This is a genomic window from Nonomuraea sp. NPDC003214 (genome assembly GCF_053590035.1).
The window spans coordinates 369,809-382,449 of the sequence record NZ_JBSFSX010000003.1; the positions used below are offsets into that span (position 1 = coordinate 369,809).

10 protein-coding genes are annotated in these 12,641 nt (G+C 72.2%); 4 read left to right on the plus strand and 6 right to left on the minus strand.

Features of this window, described 5'->3' with window-relative positions; translation table 11 throughout:
* Positions 1–18: 18 nt before the first annotated feature.
* On the minus strand, positions 19–1,134 hold the full coding sequence (locus tag ACWDXC_RS10645; RefSeq protein WP_219507790.1) for a sugar ABC transporter substrate-binding protein: 1,116 nt from the start codon (positions 1,132–1,134) through the stop codon (positions 19–21).
* Positions 1,135–1,279: 145 nt separating this feature from the next.
* Positions 1,280–2,614 (minus strand): amidase, encoded by a 1,335-nt coding sequence (locus tag ACWDXC_RS10650; RefSeq protein ID WP_449980394.1) that lies wholly within the window; start codon positions 2,612–2,614, stop codon positions 1,280–1,282.
* Positions 2,615–2,774: 160 nt separating this feature from the next.
* Here ACWDXC_RS10650 and ACWDXC_RS10655 point away from each other — a divergent pair, with 160 nt between their 5' ends.
* Complete coding sequence (locus tag ACWDXC_RS10655) at positions 2,775–4,178, plus strand: DUF5685 family protein (RefSeq protein WP_449980396.1); 1,404 nt, start codon at positions 2,775–2,777, stop codon at positions 4,176–4,178.
* 60 nt (positions 4,179–4,238) lie between these two features.
* Here ACWDXC_RS10655 and ACWDXC_RS10660 read toward each other — a convergent pair whose 3' ends face one another.
* Positions 4,239–4,964: a sulfite exporter TauE/SafE family protein gene (locus ACWDXC_RS10660; protein ID WP_449980399.1), complete on the minus strand. Its 726-nt coding sequence runs from the start codon at positions 4,962–4,964 to the stop codon at positions 4,239–4,241.
* A 164-nt stretch (positions 4,965–5,128) separates the two neighbouring features.
* On the opposite strand from ACWDXC_RS10660, the gene ACWDXC_RS10665 reads away from it, so the two are divergent.
* Positions 5,129–5,884 (plus strand): neutral zinc metallopeptidase, encoded by a 756-nt coding sequence (locus ACWDXC_RS10665; RefSeq protein WP_449980402.1) that lies wholly within the window; start codon positions 5,129–5,131, stop codon positions 5,882–5,884.
* A 237-nt stretch (positions 5,885–6,121) separates the two neighbouring features.
* Here ACWDXC_RS10665 and acnA read toward each other — a convergent pair whose 3' ends face one another.
* The gene (gene acnA, locus ACWDXC_RS10670) at positions 6,122–8,866 is read right to left on the minus strand and encodes an aconitate hydratase AcnA (RefSeq protein WP_449981014.1); all 2,745 of its coding nucleotides are present in this window, start codon (positions 8,864–8,866) and stop codon (positions 6,122–6,124) included.
* A gap of 134 nt (positions 8,867–9,000) precedes the next feature.
* Entirely contained in the window at positions 9,001–9,729 is a 729-nt protein-coding gene (locus ACWDXC_RS10675) for a metal-dependent hydrolase (RefSeq protein WP_219507787.1), read from the minus strand.
* A gap of 283 nt (positions 9,730–10,012) precedes the next feature.
* Between ACWDXC_RS10675 and ACWDXC_RS10680 the strand changes: the two genes are divergently transcribed.
* Together ACWDXC_RS10680 and ACWDXC_RS10685 are read left to right on the plus strand one after the other, a co-directional pair.
* A complete protein-coding gene (locus ACWDXC_RS10680; RefSeq protein ID WP_449980404.1) occupies positions 10,013–10,714 on the plus strand; it encodes a PadR family transcriptional regulator in 702 nt (233 codons plus the stop codon).
* Between the two features lie 12 nt (positions 10,715–10,726).
* Positions 10,727–11,227, plus strand: a complete 501-nt coding sequence (locus tag ACWDXC_RS10685) for a DUF1707 SHOCT-like domain-containing protein (protein ID WP_449981016.1) — start codon at positions 10,727–10,729, stop codon at positions 11,225–11,227.
* Between the two features lie 6 nt (positions 11,228–11,233).
* On the opposite strand, the gene ACWDXC_RS10690 is transcribed toward ACWDXC_RS10685, so the two are convergent.
* On the minus strand, positions 11,234–12,634 hold the full coding sequence (locus ACWDXC_RS10690) for a sugar porter family MFS transporter (protein ID WP_449980406.1): 1,401 nt from the start codon (positions 12,632–12,634) through the stop codon (positions 11,234–11,236).
* Positions 12,635–12,641: the final 7 nt, after the last annotated feature.

A 12,641-nucleotide genomic window follows, 5' to 3' on the forward strand; every position in this document is an offset into this window, starting at 1 on the left:
CCGGGCCCTGTGCCGTCACTACTGGATTCCCGCCTCGGCGCACTTGTCGGCGAAGTCGCCGGTGCACAGCTCCTCCTTGGTGACGTAGCCGTCCGCCACCACGTCCTTGACGTTCTCGAAGTAGATCGCCTGCGGCTCCATCAGCTCCGCCGGGACGTCCTGGCCGGTCTCCGGGTCCTTGACGCTGCCGCTCGCCGCGGGCTTCTCGCCCTTGGCCAGCGCGACCGCGAGCTTGGCGGCGGCGTCGGCCTCCTTCTTGACGGCCTTGTAGACGGTCATGCACTGGTCGCCCGCCAGGATGTTCTGCAGGCCCTGCACGGTGGCGTCCTGGCCGGTCACCGGCACCTTGCCGTTGAGCTTGTTCTTCTTCAGCACGGTGATGGCGGCGTTGCCCAGGCCGTCGTTGGCGGCCAGCACGCCGGCGATCTTCGGCTCGCTGGTGAGCATCTGCTCGAAGATGGTGCCGGCCTGGGTGTTGTCCCAGTCGGGCACGGCCTGGTCGGGGCCCTTGACGTACTCGCCCGCGTCGAACTTGGGCTTGAGCACGCCGTCGTAGCCCTCCCTGAACAGGGTCGCGTTGTTGTCGGTCGGCGAGCCGTTCAGGTAGGCCACGATGGGCTTGTCGGCCTTCTTGTCGGCCAGGCACTTGCTCAGGCCCTCGCCCTGGAGGGTGCCGACCTTGGTGTTGTCGAAGCTCACGTAGTAGGCGGCGCCGCCGCCCAGCGTCAGCCGGTCGTAGTCGATGGTGGCCACGCCCTGCGACTTGGCCTTGTCGATGACGGTCTTGCCGGTGCCGCTGTCCAGGTTGACGATCATCAGGACGGTCGCGCCGTTCGTGATCATCTGGTCGGCGATGGTCTGGAAGGCCGTCTTGTCGTTCTGGGCGTTCTGGATGTCGTAGGCCACGCCCGCGGCCTCGAACGCCTCCTGCAGGTACTTGCGGTCCGCCGTCTCCCAGCGGGCCGACGACTTGCTGTCGGGCAGGATGACGCCGATCTTGCCCGTGGCCGCCGGTGAGGAGGCGGCCGGGGCCGAGGAGGTCGTGGTGGTCGTCCCGCCGTCGCCCCCGCAGGCGGTGAGACCGAGAGCCAGCGATGCTGCCGCGGCGGTCAAGCTGAGGATCCCCTTGCGCATGGGTGCAGGGTCCTTTCTTCCGGAGGGGCCCGGATGAATGTTGTTTGCGGCAACGTATTCCGGGATGGCCTGCTTTGGAAGACCCGCGACGGGGGGAGTTTGTTGTTCCCGGTAACAATCCAGACACGCCCTCCCGCCGGGCGGATCACCGGGGCCCTGATCGCCCGGCCTTCTCCGCGACCTGGAACAGCAGGTGCTCGCCGCCGGGGCGGCACACCAGTTGCAGCCCTGCCGGCAGGCCGTCCACCAGCCCGGCGGGCACGGTCAGCGCGGGCAGGCCCAGCACGTTCCACGGGCTGGTCAGCGCGAGCAGCGCGGCGCGGACGGCGACGGTCCCGCCGTCCAGCACGACCTCGCGCCGCTGGAGCGGCGGCGCGGTGAGCGGCACGGCGGGCAGCGCGAGCACGTCGTGCCCGCCGTCGAACAGCTCGGCGACCACGCCGCCTAGCCGCCGCCGCTCCTCCATCGCCCGCACGTACCGCCACCCCGGCACCTCGGCCGCGACCCGCAGCCGTTCCAGCACCTCCGGGTCGAACAGCCCCGGCGCGCCCGCCAGCCGCTCCGCGTGCACGGCCGCCGTCTCACAGCTCTGGATCACCGTGTACGTCTCCCGCAACCGCGCGCCGACGCCCTCGGGCAGCTCCACCACGTCCGGCGCCCCGGCCGCCTCCCGCGCCAGGGCGGCCACCCGGGGATCGCACGGGGTCAGGCCGGCGGGGTCCAGCCACGCCGTCCGCACCGGCTCCCCGCCGTCCTGCGCCGGGCGCTCGTCCGCGAGGCACGCGTACGCCAGCAGACAGTCCTCCGCCCGCCCGGCCAGCACGCCCACGTGGTCGAGCGTGACCGACAGCGGGAAGACGCCGTCGGCGCGGATCGCCCCGTACGCGGGCTTGAAGCCGGCGACCCCGCACAGCGCGGCCGGGATGCGCACCGAGCCGCCCGTGTCGGTGCCGAGCGCCAGCGGGACGATGCCCGCCGCCACGGCCGCGCCGCTGCCGCCGCTGGAGCCGCCCGACATGCGCTCCGGGTCCCACGGGTTGCGCGAGGGCCCGTTGGCCGACCGGTCGCCCGTCGGCCCGTACGCGAACTCGTGCGTCGTCGTCTTGCCGACGATCACCGCGCCCGCCTCCCGCAGCCGCGTCACGCAGGCGGCGTCGGTGTCGGGGACGTACCCGGCGAAATGCCGCGAGCCCATCGTCGCGGGCATGCCCGCCACCATGATCAGGTCCTTGACGCCGACCGGTATCCCGTGCAGCGGCCCCCGGTCGGCGCCCTCGGCCAGCTCGCGGTCCGCCGTCCGGGCCGCCTCCAGCGCCCCCTCGGCATCGACGGTGACGAACGCGTTCAGCGCCGGGCCGAGCCGGGCGGCGGCCTCCAGCGCCAGCCGGGCCAGCTCGGCGGCGGTGACGCGGCCGGCGCGCAGGTCGAGGGCGAGGTCGGAGACGGTACGGCCGGCGAACGGGCCTGGGGTGACGGGCATGGCGTCCTCTCGGTGCTGGGGGTGACGAGCTGGGTGCCGGGGTGACGAGCCCACTGAACACCAACCCCTCCTGATGGCGAAGATCCGGTGCTACGGTGGGCTCCGCCATACTGCACAAAGGGGACGTATGTTCGGCATTGTCCGCCCGTGTCGGCACGTCATGTGCAAAGGGCTGTACGCGGACTGGATGGCCCACCTGTGCGGGCTGTGCCTGGCGCTCCGCGACGAGCACGGGCACCTGTCCCGCCTGGTGACCAACTACGACGGCCTGCTCGTGTCCGTCCTGACCGAAGCCCAGACGGCCGGCGCGCCCGCCCGCCGCCAGGCCGGGCCCTGCCCGCTGCGCGGCTTCACCGGCGCCTCCGTGGCCCACGCCGAGGGGGCCCGGCTGGCGGCCTCGGTGTCGCTGCTGCTCGCCGCCGGGAAGATGCGCGACCACGTGGCGGACGGCGATGGCCGGTACGCCCGTCCCCTGGTCGCCGCGGGCGCCTCCCGCCTGGCGCGCCGCTGGACCACCGCGGGCGCCGCCACGGCCGGCGCCCTCGGCTTCGACCCCCGCCCCCTCACCGCCGCCGCCTCCCGCCAGGCCCTGCTCGAACACCCCACGGTCCCCGCCCGCACGCCTCCCGCCCACCCGGACGGCGAGCCTCCGCCGGCTCGGCCCCGCCTCGGCCTCCGGACGCACCCCACACCGCCGACGGAGACACCCGGCGGGCCGCTCACGGGACCCGCGCCCCTTGCGGAGGGACACAGCAAGCCGCTCTCCGGGCCGCAACCGGGCAACGCGCCGCAGGGGCGCAGGGGGCCGCTCTCCGGGTCGCAGGCCGGGCGGGCGGGGCTTGTGGTCTCGCAGGTGCCGGTCCCCCGGGCGGGCGGCGGTTCGCTCGCGGAGGCCGGGGCCCTCGTGCGGCCGGAGGGCGCTCCGGTGCTGGCTGCCGTGGGGTTACGGGAGGTGACCGGGCCGACCGAGGAAGCGGTGGCCGCCGCGTTCGGGCACACGGCGGTGCTCGCCGGGCGGCCGGGCAACCAGCATGCACTGGAGGCGGCGGGAAGGGCGTTCGGGCGGCTGGCGCATCTGCTCGACGCCGTGGAGGACCTGGCCGACGACCGGGCGAACGGCGCGTACAACCCGCTGGACGCCACCGGCACCGATCTCGCCGAGGCGCGCCGCCACTGCGACGCCGCGCACACCGCCCTGCGGGAGGCGGTGGACGAGCTGGACCTGCCCCGGCCGGGCCTGGCGCGCGCGCTGCTGGTGCGGGAGACCGGCCGCGCCGTCACCCGCGCCTTCGCCACCGGGAGCGGGCAGTCGCCGGTGGACGACCCGAAGGCGCCGGGGCGGCGCAGGCAGGATCCGGGCGGCCTGCTGTCGTTCATGTGCGCGTCGCTGACCTGCTGTACGTGCGGGCTGTACCGGCCGGAGTGGGACGAGGAGCACGAGAGCTCGTTCTGCCAGCGGTGCGACTGCTCGGGCTGGGACTGCTGCTCGAACTGCGACTGCGGCTGCTGCTGCTCGGAGGACGGCGGCTGCGGCTGCGACGGCTGCAGTTGCGGCTGCGACTGACCCGGGCCGCGATCACCCCGGAGGCGACCGGCCCGGAGACGGCCGGTCCGGCGGCGGGGGTCAGGCCAGGGCGGTGACGACGAGGAGGCCGAGCGCGGAGGCCGCGGCGACGACCAGGACGGCGGCGCGGACCCGGCCCTGGTCGAGGTGGCGGCGCAGCGGCCCGGACAGGGCGAAGCCGAGGATCATCGGCACGACGAGCGCGCCCCCGGTGGCCAGGGCGCGCATCGGCAGGCGGTCGACCAGGGCGAGGACGGCGATCGACTGCGCGGCGCTGAGGAAGAAGAACATGGCCAGCGTGGCCCGGATCTGCGGCCCTCTGGCGTTCTGGTAGACGAGGGCGAGAGGCGGCCCGCCGATGCCGGTGGCGGTGCCGGTGACGCCCGACAGGAACCCCGCCGAGGTGATCGTCGCCCCGTTGCGCGGCACGCTGAACGCCCGCGCGGTGAGCCCCACGGCGGCCAGCACCATGACCGCCACGAAGACGCTGAGCGCGTGGATGGACACGTACACGACGATGAACGCCCCCACCACGCTGCCCGGGAGGCGGCCGAGGAGCGCGAAGCCGAGCCCGCGCCAGTCGACCCGCCGCCACTCGGCGGCGAGCGTGAACAGCGGCAGCGTCATGTTGACCACCTGCATCGCGCCCGGCATGACGCCCGGGTCCAGCATGGTGAGCACGGGCACGCCCACCAGCCCCAGCCCGAACCCGACGCTGCCCTGCACCACCGCCCCGGCGAGCACCGCCGCCCCGCCGACGACCAGGACCAGCACCTCATGAGTCACGAAGAGGAGTCAACCACCACAACCTCCCCAAGACCGAGGCGGACGACCGGGGCGGGCGTACGGGCCGAGGCGAGCAGGCGGACGACCAGGGCGAGCGGGCGGGGCGAGCGGGCGGGGCGAGCGGGGCGTCCGGGCTGGCTGGAGATCGCCTAAGCTGCGTGATCGTGCGTCTGCTTCTCACTCTCCCGCTCCTCCTGTCGTCCGGGTTCGCGCTGCCCGCCCAGGCCCAGAGGCCGTACGTGGATCCGCTGGCGGCGACCGGCCGGATGGCGACGGCGGCGTGCCCGGAGCCGGAGATCGTCCAGGGCGGGATCCCGCGCACCCGCGAATACCTCACCGCGATCACGAAATGTCTGGACAAGTCGTGGTCCAAGCACCTCGCCGGGACGCGCCGGACGTTCCGCAAGCCCATCGTGCGCTACTACGACGAGCCCGCACCGCGCGTGTGCGGCCTCGACTGGCCCGAGGGGGCCGCCGCCTTCTACTGCACCGAGCGGGCCACGCTGGTCTTCCCGCTGACGGGCCGCTGGATCGAGGACCGTACGGACCTCTACCCCCTCAAGGTGGCCGCGCACGAGTACGGCCATCACGTGCAGAGCCTGACCGGGATCAGGAAACACTACGAGAGCGCCGCCGCCCGGGCCGGGCGGGCGCGGCAGGCGGAGCTGGGGCGGCGCTACGAGCTGCAGGCCGACTGCCTGTCGGGGGTGTTCCTGGGCAGCGTGTGGGGCTCGCTCGGCCGCGGCCGGGGCGACTGGGAGTCCCTGCTCGACGCGACCCGCGCCAGCGGTGACGACGACGGCGAGCGGCGCAGCCACGGGAAGGGCGCCAACCGGGCCTACTGGCTCAAGCGCGGCTTCACCACGCAGCGGCCCGGCTCCTGCGACACCTGGGCGGCCCCGCCCGCCCGCGTCGCCTGAGCCCCGCACACCCGCGTCGCCTGAGCGCCGCCCGGCCGGCGGGGCGCACGGGCGCCTCGTGAATGCCAAGAGCCGCCCGGCGGTGGGTGGTGCGCCGGGCGGCTCGTGACGTTCGGGTGGTTCCCCCGAGGTGGGCGCGTGAGGTGCGCGCGCCCGGCCCGGCCGCGTGAGGGCGGCCGGGCTCCCGCCGCCCGCCACCGGCTGATGACCGGGGCGCGGGCGGGGAAGCGGAGCGGGTCAGGACTTGGCGAGCAGCGAGCGCAGCACGTACTGCATGATGCCGCCGTGCCGGTAGTAGTCGGCCTCGCCGGGCGTGTCGATGCGCACGACCGCGTCGAACTCCACGTCGCCCGCCTTGACGTGCACCGTCTGCGGGATGGAGCCGCCGTTGAGCGCCTCGACGCCGGTGATGTCGAACGTCTCCTCGCCGGTCAGGCCCAGCGACTCGGCCGTGGCGCCCTCGGGGAACTGCAGCGGCAGCACGCCCATGCCGATGAGGTTGGAGCGGTGGATGCGCTCGTAGGACTCGGCGATGACGGCGCGGACGCCGAGCAGCGCGGTGCCCTTGGCGGCCCAGTCGCGCGAGGAGCCGGAGCCGTACTCCTTGCCGGCCAGGACGACCAGCGGGGTGCCGGCGGCGGCGTAGTTGACCGAGGCGTCGTAGATGAACGACACGGGCGCGTCGGCCTGGGTGAAGTCGCGGGTGTAGCCGCCCTCGGTGCCGGGCGCGATCTGGTTGCGCAGCCGGATGTTGGCGAACGTGCCGCGGATCATCACCTCGTGGTTGCCGCGCCGCGAGCCGTAGGAGTTGAAGTCCTTGACCTCGACGCCGTTGGCCTGCAGGTACTGGGCGGCGGGGGTGCCGACCTTGATGGACCCGGCGGGCGAGATGTGGTCGGTGGTGACGGAGTCGCCCACCTTGACCAGCACGCGGGCGCCGGCGATGTCGGTCACCGGCTCCGGCTCCGGCGGCATGCCGTCGAAGTAGGGGGCCTTGCGCACGTAGGTGGAGGCCGGGTCCCACTCGAAGGTGTCGCCGGTCGGGATCGGCAGCGAGCGCCACAGGTCGTCGCCCTTGAACACGTCGGCGTAGTCGCGCTCGAACATGTCGCGGCCGATCGAGGAGTGGACGACCTCGGCGATCTCCTCCGGCGAGGGCCAGATGTCGCGCAGGTAGACGGGCTCGCCGTCGGCGCCGAGGCCGAGCGGCTCGGTGTCGAGGTCGAGGTCCATGGTGCCGGCGAGCGCGTAGGCGACGACGAGCGGCGGGGACGCCAGGTAGTTCATCTTGACGTCGGGGTTGATGCGGCCCTCGAAGTTGCGGTTGCCGGACAGCACGGCGGTGACCGCGAGGTCGTTGGCCTGGACGGCCTCGGAGATCTCGGCGGGCAGCGGGCCGGAGTTGCCGATGCAGGTGGTGCAGCCGTAGCCGACGAGGTTGAAGCCGATCTTGTCGAGGTACGGCTGGAGGCCGGAGCGCTCGAAGTAGCCGGTGACGACCTGGGAGCCGGGCGCCAGGGAGGTCTTGACCCACGGCTTGCGGGTCAGGCCCTTCTCCACGGCGTTGCGGGCCAGCAGGGCGGCGCCGAGCATGACGTACGGGTTGGAGGTGTTGGTGCAGGAGGTGATCGCGGCGATGGAGACGATGCCGTGGTCGATCTCGAAGGAGGTGCCGTCGGCGAGCGTGACCGCGACCGGCTTGTGCGGGCGGGCGCCGTTGGCGTCGGCGTTGGAGGCGGGCGCGTCGGAGGCGGGGAAGCTCTCCTTGACGGCCTCGTCGACGCCGTCGGGGTCGTCGACGTAGGCGCGCACGTCGCGGCGCCAGGTCTCCTTGGCGGCCGACAGTTCGATGCGGTCCTGCGGGCGCTTGGGGCCGGCGATGGACGGCACGACGGTGCCCAGGTCGAGCTCGATGTACTCGGAGAACTGGGGCTCGGGGTCGTGCGGGTCGAGCCACAGGCCCTGGGCCTTGGCGTAGGCCTCGACGAGCGCGATCTGCTCCTCGGAGCGGCCGGTCAGGCGCAGGTAGTCGACGGTCTGGCCGTCGATGGGGAAGATGGCGCAGGTGGAGCCGAACTCGGGGCTCATGTTGCCGATCGTGGCGCGGTCGGCCAGCGGCACGGAGGAGACGCCCTCGCCGTAGAACTCCACGAACTTGCCGACGACGCCGTGCTTGCGCAGGATCTCGGTGATGGTGAGCACCAGGTCGGTGGCGGTGGCTCCGGCGGGCAGCTTGCCGCTGAGCTTGAAGCCGACGACGCGCGGGATGAGCATGGAGATCGGCTGGCCGAGCATGGCGGCCTCGGCCTCGATGCCGCCGACGCCCCAGCCGAGCACGCCGATGCCGTTCTCCATCGTGGTGTGGGAGTCGGTGCCGACGCAGGTGTCGGGGTAGGCCTTGCCGTCGCGGGTCATGACGACGCGGGCCAGGTGCTCGATGTTGACCTGGTGGACGATGCCGGTGCCGGGCGGGACGACCTTGAACTCGTCGAAGGCGGTCTGGCCCCAGCGCAGGAACTGGTAGCGCTCGCGGTTGCGCTCGTACTCGCGCTCGACGTTGCGCTGGAAGGCGTCGGGGTGGCCGAAGTAGTCGACGATGACCGAGTGGTCGATGACCATCTCGGCCGGGGCGAGCGGGTTGATGCGGGCAGGGTCGCCGCCGAGGTCGCGCACGGCCTCGCGCATGGTGGCCAGGTCGACGACGCAGGGCACGCCGGTGAAGTCCTGCATGATGACGCGGGCCGGGGTGAACTGGATCTCCACGCTCGGCGCCGCATTGGGGTCCCAGGAGCCCAGGGCGCGGATGTGGTCGGCGGTGATGTTGGCGCCGTCCTCGGTGCGGAGGAGGTTTTCCAGCAGGATTTTCAGGCTGTACGGGAGGCGGGCAGCGCCTTCGACAGCGTCCAGCCGGAAAATCTCATATGACGCGTCGCCGACGCGCAGCGTGTCACGGCTGCCGAAGCTGTTCGCGGACACGGTGATTCGCCTCCTCCATAGACAGTTGCTCACTTGAGATCCTGCCGCACGCGGGAAGCGTTCTCGACGTCAGGTCACCCTAAGTCGGCCGCACAGGTCTCTCGATGTCAAGATATCTCGAAAAGTATCTCGACATCAAGTTAAACGGGGGCGAGCCGCCAGAAGAGCAGGCCGACGATGGCCAGCGACAGCAGCGGAGCGAGGATCTTCTGCTCGAACTTGCGCCCCGTCTTGATGCCGATCTTCCACGGCAGCACGAACTTCATCGACAGCGGCCACAGCACCGGGCACCCGCGTTCGGTCATGCAGTCGCCCACCACGTGCATGAGACAGCCGATCCCCACGGCCAGCCCCAGCCAGGCGTACCCCACCGACAGCGACAGGAACACGGCGTAGAGCCCCGCCGTCAGGCCGATGTTGACCATGGCCGAGCCGAGCTTCTTGCCCGGGATGCCGATGCCGATCGCGCGCAGGGCCAGCCCGATGAGCAGCACGACCATGATGTCGCGGCCGATCGGATAGGTGTTGGCCAGCCAGTGCGTGCCGAACCCGACCGCCACCGCGAACGCCAGGGAGTGCGTGGCCCCCCGGTGCCCGCCGCTGATCCACGACACGCCCTTGCTCAGTAACCAGGTGACCGGCCCGAACGTCTGCGCGATCGTCGCGCTGGGGTGGTCGAGGTCGGGCAGCATGGCGGCGCCGGCGCAGATGATGGCCCCGGCGATCAGCTCGGCCGGGCTCAGCGCGGTGGCCATGATGCCGGTGTCGATGAACCGGGAGGACTCGTTGAGCAGCGGCAGCGCCGCGAGCGGCGGCGCCAGCCCCAGCCAGGCGATGACCCCGGTGAGCGCGTGCGTGTGCCCCATCATGATCGGGACTGTACGGCAATCCGCGCCGGTGTGCGGTGCCCGGGCGCGGACCCCGCGAAACGTCCCGCAAACGCAGACGAGGTCGTCTCCGCGGCGACAGCACCCCCCAGCCCTGCCGACGCGGAACGACCTCGTCTGCTGTGAACAACGGACGCCTCCCGGATCCTGTTCCCGGATTCCCGGAAGTTTTTGGTGATCTGTCTCACTTGAGCATCACCCTTGATGGCGACATTCTTCCGATATATCGTTGAAGCATCGAGAACGATCGCGAGGAGGCACCACGATGACATCCGCTCAGGCGGCCGGGGGCCAGTGGCCCGACGCGCACGAGTTCAAGAAAGCCGCGAAGGAGGCGATCAAGGCCGTGGCCGACGCCTTCGAGCAGGGCCACCACCACCGCGGCGGCCCGCACGAGCACCGGCACCGGGGGCGCCGCGGGCCGGGAGCGTTCCCGTTCGACCTGGGCCGGGGGCCGTGGGGCCAGGGCCCGTTCGGCGGGCACCGGGGCTGGGGCGGCCGGCCGCGCAAGGCCAAGCGGGGCGACGTGCGCGCCGCGATCCTGGCCCTGCTGGCCGAGGAGCCGCGCAACGGCTACCAGATCATCCAGGAGATCGCCGAGCGCAGCGAGGGCGGCTGGAAGCCCAGCCCCGGCGCCGTCTACCCGGCGTTGCAGCAGCTCAGCGACGAGGGCCTGGTCATCTCCGAGGAGAACGAGGGCCGCAAGACCTTCCGGCTCACCGACACCGGCCGCGCCTACATCGAGGCGCACGCCGACGAGGTCCGCGCCCCGTGGGACGAGATGCGGCCAGACGTCGACGACAGCACGGCCGACCTCTGGGACCTGTCGCGCCAGTCGGCGTTCGCGCTGATGCAGGTTCTGCAGACCGGCACCGATGCGCAAATCCGCGAAGCGCGTAAGACTCTGGTGGAGACCCGGCGCAGGCTCTACCAGATTCTGGCCGACGGCGACCCGGGTGAGGAGTGAGCCTTGAAGGGGGTGGCGACCGCCATGGACCACGGCGACCTGCGCATCGGTGACGCCGAGCGCGAACGGACGATGGCCTCCCTGCGCGAGCACTTCGCGCTGGGGCGCCTGACACACGAGGAGCTCGACGAGCGGCTGGACCGGACGCTCGCCGCCCGCACCCGGCGGGACCTGGCCACGATCACGCAGGACCTGCCCGGCGAGGGCCCCGTCGCCCAGGCCGGGCCGGTGCCGCCGCACACGGTCGACTCCTGGCACGCGGCGATGCGCGAGCAGCGCGACCGCATGCGGGAGCTGGCCCAGCGGCACCCCGGCATGAGCCATCACCTGCGCGGGCCCGGGCACCCGGGCCGCCGCCACGGCCACGGCCCGGGGCGGTTCGTGCCGATCCTGGTCCTGCTCATGGTGGCGATGGTGGTGACCGGCGGGGCGGGCCTGTTCAAGCTGCTCTTCTTCGTCGCGCTCGGGGCGATGGTGTTCTCGCTGGTCAAGCGGGCGTGGGGCCGGAGGTGAGCGGGCTCAGCCCATCTCCTCCAGCCGGCGCCCCTTGGTCTCCTTGACCCACTTGAGGACGAAGACGAACGACAGCAGGGCGAACAGGGCGTACATCGCGTACGTGAGCGGCAGGTTCCACTCGGCGAGGGCCGGGAACGTGACGGTGATCAGCCAGTTGGCGATCCACTGCGCGGCGGCGGCGATGCCTAGCGCGGCGGCGCGGATCCGGTTGGGGAACATCTCGCCGAGCAGCACCCAGACCACCACTCCCCACGACAGCGCGAAGAACAGCACGAACAGGTTGGCGGCGACCAGCGCGATCAGGCCCTGCGGGTCGGGCAGCGACACGTCGCCGCCGACGGGTCGGGCGGAGCTGAACGCCCAGGCGGCGGTGGCCAGCGAGATCGCCATGCCGGCGGAGCCGATGAGGAGCAGCGGCTTGCGCCCGATCTTGTCGACGAGCGAGATGGCGATGAACGTGCCGATGATGTTGATGATCGAGCTGGAGAAGCTGATCAGCAGCGAGTTGGCCTGGTTGATGCCCACCGACTGCCACAAAACGGACGAATAGTAGAAAATAACGTTAATACCGACGAACTGCTGAAAAGCCGACAGGACGATGCCGATCCACACGATCGGCAGCAGGCCGAGCGCCGGGCCGCGCAGATCCTTCATCGTGGGCCTGGCCTCGGACCTCAGCACGTGCTGGATCTCCCGTACGCGCTCGTCCAGGTCCACGTCCTCGCCCTCGACCTCGGCCAGCACCGCGCGGGCCTGCCGGGTGCGGCCCGCCATGATGAGGTAGCGCGGCGACTCCGGGATCGTCGAGGCGAACAGCAGGAAGAGCAGGGCGGGCACGACGCAGGCGCCGAGCATCCACTGCCACGCCTCCAGCCCCCACAGCTGGTTGTTCACGTCGCCGCCCGCCAGCCTGGCGATCACATAGTTGACGAGCTGAGAGACGGCGATGCCGAGCACGATCGCGAGCTGCTGGAACGAGCCGAGCCTGCCCCGGTAAGCGGGCGGCGCCACCTCGGCGATGTAGGTGGGCCCGAGCACCGACGCCATGCCGATCGCGGCGCCCGCGAGCACCCGCCACAGCGCCAGGTCCCAGATCGCGAACGGCAGCATCTGCCCGATCGAGCTGATGGCGAACAGCACCGCGGCCACCTGCATGGTCCGGGTGCGCCCCCACCGGTCGGCGAGCCGGCCGCCGATCCAGGCGCCGACGGCCGAGCCGAGCAGCGCGATCGCCACCACGAACCCGGTCTCGACCGCGCCGACCGCGAAGTGGCGCTGGATGCCGACCACGGCGCCGTTGATGACCGAACTGTCGTAGCCGAACAGGAACCCGCCGATGGCCGCCGCCGCCGCGATGAAGACGACGTGACCCAGGTTCTCCTGATGGGCGTGCTGAGTAGCCATGCGGGTC